Origin of the sequence: Kitasatospora misakiensis (assembly GCF_042656005.1) — a bacterium.
Lineage (GTDB): Bacteria > Actinomycetota > Actinomycetes > Streptomycetales > Streptomycetaceae > Kitasatospora > Kitasatospora misakiensis.
The window spans coordinates 83,900-98,469 of record NZ_JBHSOF010000012.1; the positions used below are offsets into that span (position 1 = coordinate 83,900).

General features: G+C 73.7%; 14 protein-coding genes, 2 pseudogenes and 1 riboswitch. Of the genes and pseudogenes, 9 read left to right on the forward strand and 7 right to left on the reverse strand.

All coding sequences use genetic code 11. The annotated features are described in order from the left end of the window. Nucleotides 1-18 precede the first annotated feature (18 nt). Complete coding sequence (locus tag ACFP3U_RS12425) at nt 19-954, forward strand: PaaX family transcriptional regulator (protein WP_380225467.1); 936 nt, start codon at nt 19-21, stop codon at nt 952-954. Continuing rightward, nucleotides 954-2,573, forward strand: a complete 1,620-nt coding sequence (locus ACFP3U_RS12430; protein ID WP_380225468.1) for an amidohydrolase — start codon at nt 954-956, stop codon at nt 2,571-2,573. Before ACFP3U_RS12425 ends, ACFP3U_RS12430 begins: the two co-directional genes overlap by 1 nt. A gap of 6 nt (nt 2,574-2,579) precedes the next feature. On the opposite strand, the gene ACFP3U_RS12435 is transcribed toward ACFP3U_RS12430, so the two are convergent. From ACFP3U_RS12435 to ACFP3U_RS12445, 3 genes are all read right to left on the reverse strand, one after another. After that, nucleotides 2,580-3,125 (reverse strand): hypothetical protein, encoded by a 546-nt coding sequence (locus tag ACFP3U_RS12435; RefSeq protein WP_380225543.1) that lies wholly within the window; start codon nt 3,123-3,125, stop codon nt 2,580-2,582. Between the two features lie 126 nt (nt 3,126-3,251). Continuing rightward, complete coding sequence (locus ACFP3U_RS12440; RefSeq protein WP_380225470.1) at nt 3,252-3,902, reverse strand: LysE family translocator; 651 nt, start codon at nt 3,900-3,902, stop codon at nt 3,252-3,254. An 81-nt stretch (nt 3,903-3,983) separates the two neighbouring features. Beyond that, nucleotides 3,984-4,364, reverse strand: a complete 381-nt coding sequence (locus ACFP3U_RS12445; protein WP_380225471.1) for a winged helix-turn-helix transcriptional regulator — start codon at nt 4,362-4,364, stop codon at nt 3,984-3,986. A gap of 85 nt (nt 4,365-4,449) precedes the next feature. Between ACFP3U_RS12445 and ACFP3U_RS12450 the strand changes: the two genes are divergently transcribed. The 3 genes from ACFP3U_RS12450 (at nt 4,450) to ACFP3U_RS12460 (ending at nt 6,861) form a co-directional block, all read left to right on the forward strand. Then, the gene (locus ACFP3U_RS12450; protein ID WP_380225473.1) at nt 4,450-5,379 is read left to right on the forward strand and encodes an NADP-dependent oxidoreductase; all 930 of its coding nucleotides are present in this window, start codon (nt 4,450-4,452) and stop codon (nt 5,377-5,379) included. 208 nt (nt 5,380-5,587) lie between these two features. Beyond that, nucleotides 5,588-6,121, forward strand: a complete 534-nt coding sequence (locus ACFP3U_RS12455; protein WP_380225475.1) for an NUDIX hydrolase — start codon at nt 5,588-5,590, stop codon at nt 6,119-6,121. Nucleotides 6,122-6,198: 77 nt separating this feature from the next. Continuing rightward, a complete protein-coding gene (locus tag ACFP3U_RS12460) occupies nt 6,199-6,861 on the forward strand; it encodes an HAD family hydrolase (protein ID WP_380225477.1) in 663 nt (220 codons plus the stop codon). A 91-nt stretch (nt 6,862-6,952) separates the two neighbouring features. Here the strand turns inward: ACFP3U_RS12460 and metE are convergent, their stop codons facing one another. The 3 genes and pseudogenes from metE to ACFP3U_RS12475 all read right to left on the reverse strand — a co-directional run. Further along, entirely contained in the window at nt 6,953-9,268 is a 2,316-nt protein-coding gene (gene metE / locus ACFP3U_RS12465) for a 5-methyltetrahydropteroyltriglutamate--homocysteine S-methyltransferase (RefSeq protein WP_380225479.1), read from the reverse strand. Nucleotides 9,269-9,431: 163 nt separating this feature from the next. After that, a riboswitch (cobalamin riboswitch) is annotated at nt 9,432-9,669 on the reverse strand. 76 nt (nt 9,670-9,745) lie between these two features. Continuing rightward, complete coding sequence (locus ACFP3U_RS12470) at nt 9,746-10,534, reverse strand: ECF transporter S component (RefSeq protein ID WP_380225481.1); 789 nt, start codon at nt 10,532-10,534, stop codon at nt 9,746-9,748. Further along, a pseudogene (locus ACFP3U_RS12475) lies at nt 10,531-11,316 on the reverse strand (ATP-binding cassette domain-containing protein); the annotation flags it as partial. The gene ACFP3U_RS12470 and the pseudogene ACFP3U_RS12475, both read right to left, overlap by 4 nt. Nucleotides 11,317-11,326: 10 nt before the next feature. Between ACFP3U_RS12475 and ACFP3U_RS12480 the strand changes: the two are divergent. From ACFP3U_RS12480 to ACFP3U_RS12490, 3 genes are all read left to right on the forward strand, one after another. Beyond that, nucleotides 11,327-11,761, forward strand: a complete 435-nt coding sequence (locus tag ACFP3U_RS12480; protein ID WP_380225483.1) for a hypothetical protein — start codon at nt 11,327-11,329, stop codon at nt 11,759-11,761. 235 nt (nt 11,762-11,996) lie between these two features. Then, nucleotides 11,997-13,238, forward strand: coding sequence for a cytochrome P450 family protein (locus ACFP3U_RS12485; RefSeq protein ID WP_380225485.1), 1,242 nt, complete (start codon nt 11,997-11,999; stop codon nt 13,236-13,238). 70 nt (nt 13,239-13,308) lie between these two features. After that, complete coding sequence (locus tag ACFP3U_RS12490; RefSeq protein ID WP_380225486.1) at nt 13,309-13,833, forward strand: GNAT family N-acetyltransferase; 525 nt, start codon at nt 13,309-13,311, stop codon at nt 13,831-13,833. 38 nt (nt 13,834-13,871) lie between these two features. On the opposite strand, the gene ACFP3U_RS12495 is transcribed toward ACFP3U_RS12490, so the two are convergent. Beyond that, nucleotides 13,872-14,414: a histidine phosphatase family protein gene (locus ACFP3U_RS12495; protein WP_380225488.1), complete on the reverse strand. Its 543-nt coding sequence runs from the start codon at nt 14,412-14,414 to the stop codon at nt 13,872-13,874. A gap of 21 nt (nt 14,415-14,435) precedes the next feature. Here ACFP3U_RS12495 and ACFP3U_RS12500 point away from each other — a divergent pair. Further along, nucleotides 14,436-14,537, forward strand: a pseudogene (locus ACFP3U_RS12500) (CbtB domain-containing protein); the annotation flags it as partial. Nucleotides 14,538-14,570: the final 33 nt, after the last annotated feature.

The window sequence follows — 14,570 nt, forward strand, 5'->3', positions numbered from 1 at the left end:
CGTCGGGAGGAGATCCGGATGACCGAGAGCACGCCCCGGCCGAGCTCGCTGATCCACACCGTCTACGGCGAGTTCGTCCGCCGGCTCGGCGGCTGGATATCCATCGCCGACCTGATCGCCCTGATGGCCGAGCTGGACGTCGACGCGCCCGCCGTCCGCTCGGCCATCTCGCGCCTGAAGAAGGCCGGCACCCTCCTCCAGGAACGCCGCGACGGGGACGGCACCGGAGCCGGCACCGGCACCGGCACCGGCACCGGCACCGGGACCGGGTACCGCCTCTCCCCCGCGATGGAACCGGTCTTCGACGAGGGCGACCGCCGGATCTTCCGCAGCCTGGAACCCGCCGAACTCGCCGACGGCTGGGTGGTGGCCGTCTTCTCCGTCCCCGAGTCCGCCCGCGCCCACCGCCACACCCTGCGCTCGCGGCTCAGCTGGCTCGGCTTCGGCAACGCCGCCCCCGGCGTCTGGCTGGCCCCCGCCCGGGTGCTGCCCGACGCCCGGCGCCTGCTCGAACGCCACGGCCTGGACGCCTACGTCCACCTCTTCCTCTCCGCCGAGTACGCCGGATTCACCGACCTGCGCACCGCCGTCGCCGGCTGGTGGGACTTCCCCGCCATCGAGGCCCAGTACGCGGCCTTCACCGACGCCTGGCAGCCCGCCCTCGCCGCCCTGCGCCCGCGCACCGACCCGGAGCCGGAGCCGGCCCCGGACCCGGACCCGGACCCAGACCCCGCCGAGGCGTTCCGCGACTACGTCCCGATGCTCACCCAGTGGCGCCGGCTGCCCTACCTCGACCCGGGCCTGCCCGCGCCGCTGCTGCCCGTCGACTGGAACGCCGTCGCCGCCCGGGCCGTCTTCACCGGACTGCACGCCCGGCTCGCCGGACCGAGCCTGCGCCACGTCGAGAAGGTCACCGGGCTGGCGACCGCCGCCCACCACCGCCAGGAGCCGTGATGACCCACCAGCCCCCCGCCGACCTGCTCGTCCGCGCGGCCGCCGTGCACACCCTCGTCCCCGGCGAGCCGCCGCAGCGCGCCCTCGCCGTCACCGGCACCCGGATCACCGCCCTCGCCGCAGACCCGCACGGCCTGGACGGGCTGATCGGCCCCGGCACCGAGGTGGTCGACGCCCCCGGGACGACCGTGCTGCCCGCCTTCGACGACACCCACACCCATCTCATCCTCGCCGGGCACAGCGTGCACGGCGTCCCGGTCCACCACGCCACCGACCTGCCCGGGTTCCTCGCCCTGATCCGCGAACGCGCCGCCCGCACCCCCGCCGGCGAGTGGATCCGCACCACCGTCAACTGGCAGGAGCTCAACCTCGCCGAGCAACGGATGCCCACCACCGAGGAGTTGGACACGGCCACCGCCGACCACCCCGTGCTGGTCCGCCGCGGCGCCTACAACATGGTGCTCAACTCGGCCGCGCTGCGGCTCGCCGGGATCACCGCCGCCACCCCCGACCCGCGCGGCGGCGTGATCGAGCGCGACGCCGACGGCCGGCTCACCGGTCGCCTGATCAACAAGGCGATCGAACCCGTCGAACGCGTCCTGCCGCGGCCCGGCCTCGCCGAGCGGATCGACGGCCTGCGCGCCGCCTCCGCCGACTACGCCGCCACCGGCATCGGCACCGTCCGCGACTGCCTCGTCCCCGTCGAGGACCTCGACGTGCTGCGCGCCGCCCGCGCCGAGGGCGCCCTCGCCGTCCGGGTCCGAGCTCTGGTCTCCGGCTTCGCCGTCCGCACCCCCGAGGAGGTGGACGGCCTGCTCGACCGCGTGGACGCCTGGCGGGCCGCCGGCCACGAGGACGACCAACTCTCGCTCTGGGGCGTCAAGTTCGGCATCGATGGCGGCTTCGAGGCGGGCGCGCTGGAGGAGCCGTACGAGGGGCAGCCCTGCTACCACGGCCGACTGCTGTGGGAGCCGAAGGAGTTGGCGGACGCCGTCGACCGGGTGGTCGGGCGCGGCCTGCGGGTCGGCGTGCACGCCTGGGGCGACCGCGGCCTGCGCACCCTGCTCGACGTCTTCGAGGAGGTGCTCGCCCGCCACCCCGGACTCCCCACCGGCACGCTCGTCGTCGAGCACGGCGGGCTCGCCCGCGCCGACCAGCGGGCCCGGGCCGTCGCACTCGGCATCCCGGTGACCGTCCAGCACCCGCTGCTGCACGACGGCGCGCCCACCCAGCGGCGGGCCTGGGGCGAGGAGCGCACCGGCGCGCTCTTCCCGCTCCGCGAGTGGCTCGACGAGGGCGCGCTGATCGCCGCCGGCTCGGACTTCCCGGTCGGCCCGTACGGCGCGATGGTGTCGGTGTGGGGCATGACCACCCGCGGCACCGTGGCCGGGGTGGTGGGTGCGGAGCACGCGATCGAACGGTCCGAGGCGATCGCCCTGCACACCGTGGACGCGGCCCGGCTCACCGGCGAGATCGCGGACCGCGGCTCACTGCGGCCGGGCTCGCTCGCCGACCTGACGCTGTGGCCCGCCGACCCGCTGAGCTGCCCGGTCGAGGAGCTGCGCGAGCTGCTGCCCATCCGCACGGTGGTCGGCGGGCGTACGGTGCACCGGCGCTGAACCGCGTCACGCCCCGTCTGGTCCCTCCGCCGGCCGGACCTCCTGGAGCAGGCCCCAGGTGAAGTCCGCCGTACAGGCCCGCGGGCGGCCCTCGTCGTCCGGGGCGGTGAAGTCCAGCCGGAACCGGTTCGGCGCGCTGCCCTCGCGCGGCACCGCGGGCGGGAACGCCGCCCCCAGATCGGCCACCACGCAGCTCCACGGCGTCAGATCGGCGAGCGTGCGCAGCACCGGCGCCGGGGCGTCCGGCGCCCGCACCAGCCACGCGTTCAGCAGCGGCGCGCCCGCCTCGGCCGGGCCGACCAGGACCTCGAAGCGCAGCCCGGGCCAGAGCGGCAGCGGCCACTGGCGCGCGGAGCAGGCGAGGTCCCCGATCCGCCGCGCCACCACCGCCTCCGGCACCCCGAGCACGGCCGCGTACCGCCGCGCGCCGGTAGGGAACCCCGACGAACGCACCATCGCCTGCCAGCGCTTGTTGGCCTCCCGCATCGCCGCCCGGCTCTCCCCCAGCCGCCGGACGGCGTCCTCGACCAACTCCGGCCGGAAGTCCGCCATCCGCCGCAGCAGGACCAGCTGGAACTCCGTCACCCCGAACCCGTGCACCGCCACCCCGGCAGGCTACCGGTCACGGCGACCACCACAACGGAACGGCCCGGCGCTCGGCGCGTGATGCCCCGTCCGTCAGCGCAGGGCGACCGCCGCGCCCGAACGTTCGGTGGCGATCTTGACGGCGAAGCCCGCCAGCGCGGTGCCCACCACGTAGCGGTGCACGCGCTGCCAGAGCGGGTGCCGGGTGAAGAACCCGGCGACGGAGCCTGCCGTCACGATGAAGAACGCGTTGCCCGCGACCCCGACCACGATCAGCGTCAGCCCCAACAGCACGCCCTGCAGGCCGACATGGCCGCGCGACGGGTCGACGAACTGCGGGAGCAGCGAGATGTAGAGGATCGCCACCTTGGGGTTGAGCAGGCAGGTGAGGAAGCCCATCAGGAACAGCTTGCGGGGGCTGTCCGGCGCCAACTCCTGCGCGGTGAAGGCGGATCGGCCGCCCGGGCGGACCGCCTTCCAGGCCAGCCAGAGCAGGTAGCCCGCGCCGGCCAGCTTGATCGCCAGGTAGATCTCCGGCACCACCGCGAAGACGGTGGCGATACCGACGGACACCGCGAAGAGGTAGACCAGGAAGCCGAGGGCGACCCCGGCCAGCGAGGTCAGCCCCGCCCGGCGGCCCTGGGAGATCGAACGGGAGACCAGGTAGATCATGTTCGGCCCCGGCGTCATCACCATGCCGAGCTCCACCAGCGCGATCCCCGCTATTGCTCCCAGCCCGATCACAGCACTACCCCCGTACGCACGTTCGTTTACGGGTGCAACCTAGCAGGTGCCGCCCAGCAGCTCACGGCCCTGGCGGGGGCCTCAGCCGCTGTCGGCGACCGGGTCGGCACCGGCGTCGAGCGCGTCGAGCACCGCTTCGCCGTTCGCCCTCGCCCACTCGGTCAGTACGTGGATCGGATCGATCAGCGTCGCCCCGAGCGGGGTGAGCTCGTACTCGACGCGGGGCGGCACCTCGGCGTAGGCGTGCCGGCGGACGAGTCCGTGCGCCTCAAGCCGTCGGAGCGTCTGGGTGAGCACCTTGCGGGAGATGCCGCCGATCAGCTCGATCAGCTCGCCGTGGCGCACCGGGCCCTTGCTGAGGCCGAAGAGCACGACCACCGTCCACTTGTCGGCGATCAACTCGACCGCCAGACGCGCCGGGCAGTCGGCGAGGAAGAAGTCACCGCGATCGAATCCGCTCATGACTCCCAAAGGTACCCGCCGGTTCCTATCAACTTCATAGCCTGGATTCTCCCTTCCCCCTTCTCGTCCCCTTTCCAGGAGAGTCATGCGAGTCATCACCCAGGAGACGCTCGGCGGCCCGGAGGTACTCACCATCGTGGACGCTCCCGAGCCCCAGCCCCGCCCGACCGAGGTTCTCGTCCGCGTCAAGGCGATCGGACTGAACCCGCTGGAGGCGCGCCTGCGCGCCGGCGAGTTCCCACTGATCGGCCGGCCGCCGTTCGTCCTCGGCTGGGACATCAGCGGCGTGGTCGAGTCGGCGCCGGGGACATGGCGGCTCAGGCCCGGCGACGAGGTGTTCGGGATGCCGCTGTTCCCGCAGGCCGCGAACGGGTACGCCGAGTTCGTGGCGGCACCGGCCTTGCACCTGGCCCGCAAGCCGGCCTCGCTCTCCCACGTCGAAGCGGCGGCCCTGCCGGTCGTCGGCCTGACGGCGTGGCAGGGCCTCGTCGACCTCGCCGGCGTGAGCGAGGGCGACCGCGTCCTGATCCACGGCGGCGGTGGCGGGGTCGGCCACGTCGCGATCCAGATCGCGAAAGCCCTCGGCGCGCACGTCATCACGACCGCCGGCCCGAGCAAGCGGGAGTTCGTCGAGGGCTTCGGCGCCGACGAGGTGATCGACTACACGGCGGTCGACTTCGCCAAGGCGGTCCGCGACATCGACATCGTGCTCGACACCATCGGCGGCGACACCGTCGAACGGTCGCTCCACGTACTCCGCCCCGGCGGCCACCTGGTGACAGCGGTCGCCGAGGAGGACACGGCCCTCATCGCCAAGTACGAGGCGGCCGGCATGCACTTCAGCGGCATCGCCGTCGACCCCGACCCGGTCGCCCTGCGCGCTCTCGTCCAACTCGTCGAACAGGGCAAACTCCGCGTCCACGTCCAGGAAACGTTCCCCTTCGACCGAGTAGCCGACGCCCACCGCCTGCTCGACGGCGGCCACCTCCGGGGCAAGCTCGTCCTCACCCTCTGACCACGAGCTGCACGACCTCGGCCTCCGACCGCCGGAGGAAGCGGTCGGCGTCATCGGTGACGACGACGCCGACCGTGGACAGGCCACTCCGATCCCGTCACCGGACACTCCTCAACACGCGTACGAGTGCGGCCCGGGCATGCCATCGGCGTGTAAGCGGGCGCTGACAGGATGGCGCCGATCATCCCGCCGAGATCATGAGGTGTTCGTGAGCAGTGAGTGGACCGTCCACGGCAGTCACACCGTCTACGCCAGCCCCTGGGTCGAACTCGACCTGGTGGACGTCGAGCCGCCCGGGCGCTCCCGGTACGAGCACCACCTGGTGAAGTTCGCGCCCGTGGCCGCGACCGTGGTCCTCGACGACCGGGGCCGGGTCCTGATGATGTGGCGCCACCGCTTCGCCACCGGCACGTGGAACTGGGAGATCCCCAGCGGCATCGTCGAGGCGGGCGAGTCCGTGGAGGCGGCGGCCGTCCGTGAGGTCGAGGAGGAGACCGGGTGGCGGGTAGCGGCAGTGGAGCCGCTGGCCTACAGCCAGCCGGTGGGAGGGATGTCGAACGCCGAGCACCACGTGTTCCTGGCTCGCGGCGCCGAGTTCGTCGCCCCGCCGGTGGACACCCACGAGGCGGACCGCATCGAGTGGATCCCACTCGATGCGGTCCAGGGCATGATCGACCGGCGGGAGATCGTGGCCGGCGTCGCCGTCACCGGCCTCCTCCAACTGCTCGCCCGGCGTCCCTGAACCGGCGGGGCGAGCGTTGGTGGTCGATCCCACGGGACGGCTCTGACAACTCCTCCGTACCCCACTACGCTGCGGGTATGACGATCAGGGCTGTGGTGTTCGACGTCGGGGAGTGCCTGGTCGACGAGACCCGGGAGTACGGCAGCTGGGCCGACTGGCTCGGTGTGCCGAGGCACACGTTCGTTGCGCAGCTCGGCGCGGTCATCGCCCAGGGGCGGGACTACCGGGAAGCGTTCCAGGTGTTCCGGCCCGGCTTCGACCTGTACGCGGAGCGCGAGCGCCGAGCGGAGGCCGGCCGGCCGGAGACCTTCGGCGAGGGCGACCTGTACGCCGACGTCCGCCCCGCCTTCGTCGAACTCCGCGCGGCCGGGCTGCACTTGACGATCGCCGGCAACCAGACGGTTCGAGCGGGCGGAATCCTCCGCGAACTCTTCACCGGCGATGTCGACCTGATCGGCACCTCCGACGACTGGGGCGCTTCGAAGCCGGACCCCGGCTTCTTCCGGAAGGTCGCCGAGGTCGTCCCGGCCGCACCGGGCGAGATCCTCTACGTCGGCGACCGACTCGACAACGACGTGCGGCCCGCCCGGGCCGCCGGGATGCGGACGGCGCTGATCCGGCGCGGGCCGTGGGGCTGGATCCAGCAGCACGACCCGGCGACCGCGCAGGCCACCTTCCGAATCGACTCGCTGCTGGAACTGCCGGAGCTGATCGCGAAGGCTAACGCTGAAGTGAGCTGAGCGTCGCACTCCACGAGTAGAGCCGGTCGTCGACCCGCCGGACGGCATCCGTGCCGTCCGGCGGGCGAGGAGCCCCAGGGTGAGGCCGGCGTCAGTGGGCGAGGTCTTCCCGCAGGCGGTGGGCGGCGGTGATCAGGCTGGTCAGGGAGGCGCGGGTTTCGGGCCAGGCGCGGGTCTTCAGGCCGCAGTCGGGGTTGACCCAGAGGCGGTCGGCCGGGATCGCGGTGAGGGCGGTCCGCAGCAGGCGTTCGGCCTCTTCGGTGGTCGGCACACGTGGGGAGTGGATGTCCCAGACGCCCGGGCCGACCTCGCGCGGGTAGCCGGCGGCGGCCAGTTCGCGCGCGACCTCCATGTGGGAGCGGGTGGCCTCCAGGGAGATGACGTCCGCGTCGAGTTCGTCGATCGCCGTCATGATCGCGCCGAACTCGGCGTAGCACATGTGGGTGTGCACCTGGGTGTCGGCGCGGACGCCGGAGGTGGCGAGGCGGAAGGACTCCGTCGCCCAGTCCAGGTACGCGGGCCGGTCGGCGGCCCGCAGCGGCAGGGTCTCGCGCAGGGCGGGTTCGTCGACCTGGACGACGGCGGCGCCGGCGGCCTCCAGGTCGGTGACCTCGTCGCGCAGGGCGAGGGCGACCTGGCGGGCGGTGTCGGCGAGCGGCTGGTCGTCGCGGACGAAGGACCAGGCGAGCATGGTGACCGGGCCGGTGAGCATGCCCTTGACCGGACGGTCCGTCAGGCCCTGGGCGTAGCGGAACCAGTCGACCGTCATCGGGTGCGGGCGGGAGATGTCCCCGGCCAGCACCGGCGGGCGCACGTACCGGGTGCCGTAGGACTGCACCCAGCCGTGCCGGGTGGCGAGGTAGCCGGTGAGCTGTTCGGCGAAGTACTGGACCATGTCGTTGCGTTCGGGCTCGCCGTGCACGAGGACGTCCAGGCCGGCCTTCTCCTGGTAGGCGACGACCTCGCGGACCTCGGCCTCCATGCGAGCACGGTAGGCGTCGGCGTCGATCCGACCAGCCGTCAGATCAGCTCGCGCGACGCGCAGTTCGGTGGTCTGCGGGAAGGAGCCGATGGTGGTCGTCGGCAGCAGGGGCAGGCCGAGGCGGGCGCGCTGGGCCTCGGCGCGCTGCGGGTAGGCCTGTGGACGGCGGGCGTCCTCGGTGGTGACGGCGGCGGTGCGGGCGCGGACGGCCGGGTCGCGGGTGATCGGCGAGCCGGCGCGGGAGGCCAGGTCGGCGCGGTTGGCGGCGAGTTCGGCGGTGATCGCCCCGGTGCCCTCGCGCAGGCCGCGGGCGAGCAGGGCGGCCTCGGCGGCCTTCTGTCGGGCGAAGGCGAGCCAGCGGGCGATCTGCGGGTCGATGTCGCGCTCCAGGCCGGCGTCGATCGGCACGTGCAGCAGGGAGCAGGACGGCGCCACGTCCACCTGGTCGGCGAGGCCGAGCAGGGTGGCCAGGGTGGCCAGCGACCTCCCCAGGTCGTTGATCCACACGTTGCGGCCGTCGACCACGCCCGCGACCAGCCGCTTGCCCGGCAGGCCGCCGACGGCGGCGAGGTCGTCCAGATTGGCGGCGGCCGGTCCGGTGAAGTCCAGGGCCAGGCCCTCGACGGGGGCCTTGGCGAGCACCGGCAGGGCCTCGCCGAGGCGGTCGAAGTAGCTCGCGACCAGCAGCTTCGGCCGGTCGGTCAGGGCGCCCAGCTCCCGGTAGGCGCGGGCGGCGGCGTTGAGTTCGGCCGGGGTCCGGTCCTGGACGAGGGCGGGCTCGTCCAGTTGGACCCAGTCGGCGCCGGCGGCCCGCAGCTCGGCGAGGAGTTCGGCGTAGACGGGCAGCAGCCGGTCCAGCAGGGTGATCGGCGGGAAGTCCTCCGCCACCCCGGGGGCGGGCTTGGCCAGCAGCAGGTAGGTGACCGGGCCGACCAGGACCGGCCGGGCGGTGTGGCCGAGCGCGAGGGCCTCGGTGAACTCGCCGACCGCCTTGGCCGGGCAGGCGGAGAAGACCGAGTCCGGCCCCAACTCCGGTACCAGGTAGTGGTAGTTGGTGTCGAACCACTTGGTCATCTCCAGCGGCGCGACCTCCTGGGTGCCGCGCGCCATGGCGAAGTAGCCGTCGAGCGGGTCGGCGTCGACGGCGGCCCGGTGGCGGGCCGGGATCGCGCCGACGGCGACAGTGGTGTCGAGCATGTGGTCGTACAACGAGAAGTCGCCGGTGGGGACTTCGCGGACGCCGGCCTCGGTGAGCTGCCGCCAGTTCTCCCGGCGCAGCTCGGCGGCGGTGGTGTGGAGGGCGTCGGCGGTGACGGCGCCCTTCCAGTAGCCCTCGATCGCCTTCTTGAGTTCCCGGTTCCGGCCCTGGCGGGGGTAGCCGTGCACGGTGGCCCGGGTCGCCGCGGCTGCGGACTTCGCTGTCAAGGGACTCTCCTTCGCGAGTCTTGCTCCTCAAGTGCCCGGGGACGGCACGAGTGCGCGAAGGGACGACGGACCGGACGGCGGCCGCCGTGAACGGGCGTGCCTGAACCGCCTGGTGTGGTCGCCGACCCGCCCTCGAGGTCTCCGGACAGCCGCCCGCGGATCGTCCACGGGCGGGCAGCGGGCAGGTCTTCGGACTCGCGAGCACGCCCGCCCTCGTCGAGGGCGGACACCTACTGGCCGTCGCTTCCCAGACCCGGCTCGGGCCCAGTGCGTATGACGGCGGTCGTTCTCGCTCACCGCTGCGGGGCAGTCCCGGACTGGCCAGTTGAAAGGCGTCACCGGGTTCCCTCTTACGACGCCCTGTCTGGCGGACAGGGCGAACCAGCTACGAGGTCAGCCTAGAGGCAAAGCACCGGCCGGGTCAGCACATTCCACGGCGGTGTCCACGAGTTGGGACCGGTGCGGCGGGGTCGGGGCTCAGCCCGGCCGCTCGAAACGGACGGTCGGCTCGAAGTTGGCCCGGCGGGCGGCGCATCGGAAGACGGTGAGGACGGCCGGGCCTACGACGAGCACGGCCATGAAGGTGGTGACGGCGCGGCCGGTGTCCCAGCCGAGGGAGGTGGCCAGGTCGAAGAGCAGGTAGCGGTGCCACTGTTCGGTGAACGGCAGCCCGGGGAGGTAGGCGATGGAGCTGTTCGGGTCGGTGGAGAACGGCCAGAAGGAGAGGTTCAGCAGGAACCCGAAGAGATAGCCGGAGAAGGCCCCGTAACCGGCCAGCACCGGCACCTCCCAGCGGCGCGGGAGCTTCGGGAGCAGCCCGGCGAGCAGGCCCACGAACGCGCAGCCGAACATCTGGTAGGGCATCCAGGGACCCACCCCGCCGGTCAGCAGAGCGGAGGCGAACAAGGACGTACAGCCGAGGGTGAAGCCGAAGCCGGGGCCGAAGACCCGGCCGGCGAGGACCAGGACGAAGAAGACCGTCTCCACCCCCGCCGTCCCCGCGCCGAGGGGGCGCAGCCCCGCGTTGACGGCCGAGAGGACGCCGAGCATGGCCAGCGCCTTGGCGTCGATACCGCCGGCGGCGATCTCCGCGATCACGACGGCCAGCACCAGGACCAGCAGGGCGCCGAAGATCAGCGGTGGGGCGAAGGAGGAGCCGAACTTGCCGGGCGCGACGACGAACGGCCAGGTGAAGGCGACCAGGCCGATGAACGCGGCGAGGGCCACCACCACGCGGGCCCGGCCGGGGATCCGGACGGCGGTCACCGGGCGGCCTCGGTCGGGGCGAGGGCTTCGGCGACCTGCCGGGTGGTCAGGTACGGCAGCGGGGCGAGGATCTTGGCGGTCTGGGGGGCGAAGGTGGGCGAGGCGACGATGACCTCTGCGGTGGGGCCGTCCGCGACGATCTCGCCCTCGGCCATCACCACCACCCGGTCGGCGGCCCCGGCGACGAACTCGACGTCATGGGTAGAGATCACGACCGCGCGGCCCTCGGCGGCGAGGGCGTCCACGATGCCGGTGAGCGCCTCCTTCGCGTGGTAGTCGAGCCCGCGGGTGGGCTCGTCCAGCAGCACCACCCGGGGGGCGGCGGCCAGTTGGATCGCCAGGACCAGGGCCAGCTTCTGGCCCTCGGAGAGGTCGCGGGGGTGCGCCTCGTCCGGGATTCCGGGGGCCAGCCGGTCGAGGAGCCGCCGCGCGGTCGGCCCCGCCGCGCGGCCGGACTCCAGATCGCTCTGGGCGAGTTCCTGGGCCACCGACTCCAGGTACAGCAGGTCGGCCGGCGTCTGCGGGACGAGCCCCACCAACCTCCGCGCCTCCGCCGCCGGAACCCGCTTGGGATCCTTCGGCGGCCCGCCGTCGGCCCGGGCGACCCGCACGCTGCCGCCCTGCCGAGGCCCGGAACCCTGCAGCGCCCACAGGAGCGAGGACTTGCCGGAGCCGTTGCGGCCCATCAGCGCGGTGACCTGGCCGGCCCCGAGTTCCAGACCGACCTCGCGGACGGCGACCAGCTGGCCGTAGCGCACCACGATCCGCTCGGCGGACAGCACGGTGTCGCCGGTGGCGGCCGCACGGCGCGGCGCCGGCGCGGGGCGCGTAGCAGAACACCGCGAGCACCATGCCCTGCGCCACCGCCGCGAACGACGGGATCGCGAAGGGGTTGAACCACTGGAGCGAGAACGGCTGGTCACCGGCGAACAGCCCGTACCCGCAGAAGCCGAGCAGCACGGCGTACTCGAAGACCAGCAGCGCCTTCTGGAGCCGCGCGGCCAGTTCGAGCCCGCGCACCGCGATCAGCGCGGCGCCGACCAGGACGACCAGGCCGATCAGGGTGCACTGGACGGTCGAGTCGGCGTCCAGCCGCAGGCCCGCGACGCCGCGTACGTGCGCCTCGTCGAGGAGTTGGACGATCGAGGAGCCGGTGACCGTGGCCTTCGCCGTCGATGCCGAGGGATCACCGCCTTGGTGGTGGGGGGAGATGTGGGGGTGGGGTGAAGTGCGAGCCATGAAACCGGCGGGTCCGGAGACACGTCAATGCTGTTGTCATAAGGGTCGGCGGGCGGACCGGCGGCGGGGCGGCCCGCTCGGGTGCGCACCGCGCCGAGTGCGCGAGGGCGCACGCCAAGGGCGCACGGAACGCCGCCGAGCGCTCTTTCCCCGCCGCCGCACGGGCCGTACGGTCACATACCAGGCGACCGTACGGCCCGCCGCTCCCGACCCAGGAGGGCCCGTGGAACCTCGCTGCCCCTACGCCCACGTCCTCGACTCCCGCGCCACCGACGTGCACGCCGAGGCCGCCCATCTGCGCACCCACGGCCCGGCCGTCCGGGTCGAACTCCCCGGCGGCGTCCTCGCCTGGTCGGTGACCCGCGCCGAGGTCGCCCGCCGGCTCCTCGCCGGCCGCCAGCTCGGCAAGGACGCCCGCCGCCACTGGCCCGACTGGATCGACGGCCGGGTCGGCCTCGACTGGCCCCTGGCCAGCTGGGTCGCCGTGGAGTCCATGTTCACCACCGACGACGAGGACCACCACCGCCTGCGCACCCTGACCGCCCCCTCCTTCGGCCCCCGCCGCGTCGAGGCCCTGCGGCCGCAGATCCGGGCGATCGTCACCGGGCTGGTCGACGACCTGCGCACCGCCGCGCCCGGCGACCCGGTCGACCTGCACGCCCGGCTCTCCTACCCGCTCCCCACCACGCTGATCTGCGACCTCTTCGGGGTCCCCGACGACCAACGCCCAGAGATGCGGCGGGTGGTGGACGGCGTCCTGGAGACCGGCGCCACCCCCGAGCAGGCCAAGGCCGGCCTCGACGACCTGTTCGCCGCCATGGCGCGCCTGGTGGCCACCAAGCGGGAGACGCCGGGCGACGACATGACCAGCGAGCTGATCGCGACCCGGGACGCCTCCGGCTCCCGGCTGAGCGAGCACGAGCTGATCTCCACGCTGATCCTGATGATCGGCGCCGGCTCCGAGACCACCGTCAACCTGATCGACCACACCGCGGCGCTGCTGCTCGCCCACCCCGAGCAGCTCGCGCTGATCCTGGACGGCGCGGCCACCTGGCGCGACGCCATCGAGGAGGCGCTGCGGCTCGAAGCGCCGGTGATGCACCTGCCGCTGCACTTCGCCGTCGAGGACATCGACCTCGGCGAGGGCGTGCTGATCCGCACCGGCGAACCGGTCCTGATCGCCTACGGGGCGAGCGGCCGCGACCCGGAGCTGCACCCCGACCGACCCGACGCCTTCGACCTCACCCGCCCCGACAAGACCAACCTGGCCTTCGGCCACGGCCGGCACTACTGCCTGGGCGCCGCACTCGGCGTGCTGGAGGCGGAGGAGGCCCTGACCGCCCTGTTCCAGGCCTTCCCCGACGTCCGACTCGCGGTGCCGGAGAAGGAGTTGGCCCACCAGGAGTCCTTCATCGTGAACGCCCTGCGCGCCCTCCCGGTCCACCTCTCCCCCGCCGCCGGGTAGCGCCGCCCGTTGGCCGTCGCGGGCCCGGCTGCAACGGCGATTGTCAGAGGCGGGCGCTAGCGTACGGGCCATGGACGACGACACCCCCGCCGTACGCCTGGAGCCCTGGTCAGAGGGCGACGCGGAACTCCTGCGCGCCCTCAACGCGCCCGAGCTGATGACCCACCTCGGCGGCCCGGAGACCGAGGAGCAGCTCACCCGCCGCCACCGCCGGTACGTCGACCTGAGCGCCGACCGCACCGGCGCGGGGCGGATGTTCCGGATCGTGCTGCTGCCGGAGGGGGCGGTCGCGGGGAGCATCGGCTTCTGGGACCGCACCTGGGACGGCGAGGCGGTGTACGAGACGGGCTGGGCGGTCCTGCCGGACTTCCAGGGGCGCGGGGTGGCGAAGGCCGCGACGCGGGCGGTGGCGGCGCAGGCCCGGGCCGCCGGCCTCCGCCGCCACCTGCACGCCTTCCCCTCGGTCGACCACCCCGCGTCGAACGCGGTGTGCCGGGGGGCGGGCTTCGAACTGTTGGGCCCACGGGACTTCGAGTACCCGGCGGGCCACCCGATCCACTGCAACGACCGGCGGCTCGACCTCGGCAGGCCCTGACCCCGACCCGCCGCCCTCGGCCGCCGACGGAATCGGGCTCAGCCGGTGCCGAGCCCGCCGAGCCGGAGGTTCCAGCGGTCGGCCCGCCCGGTCAGCTCGACGACCGCCAACGGGGGCACGTCGAGACGGCGGAAGGCCTCGTCCGGGACGCCGAGCGCATCCAGGGCCGCCGCCCGGACCACGTCCGGTTCGGCGACGGCGAGCACCCGGCCGGTCAGCCCTGCCGCCGACCCGTCCAGCCACCCGGCGACCCGGGCCCACAACTGCCGCACCGACTCGCCCCCGTGCGGGGCGGCGGCCGGGTCGGTCAGCCAGGCCATGACCGCCTCCGGTTCCTCGGCGGCCACCTCGTCGAGGGTCCGCCCGCGCCAGCGCCCGGTGGCACAGCCGCGCAGCGCGGGCTCGGCGACGGCGCCGGACAGCCCGAGCTCCTCGGCCGTGCGGCGGCAGCGGGCGGAGGGCGAGACGAACCGGTGGGCCGCCGCCGGGAGTCCCGGCCCGAGGGCGCGCGCGGCGCGCACCCCGGCCTCGTCCACCGGGGCCTCGCCCTCCGCGTGGTCGCCCGCCGAGGCTTCGCGCACCGAGCCTTCGTCGGCGAAGACTTCGTCGGCGCCGAGCAGGGCGCCACCTCGGTCTTCTCCGGTGCGACCTTGCACGAATGGGTGCACGACGGTCGCCACCTGCTCGGCTTCCCCTGCCACTGACCGGAGAACACGCACCGATGAGCAACTCCGCAT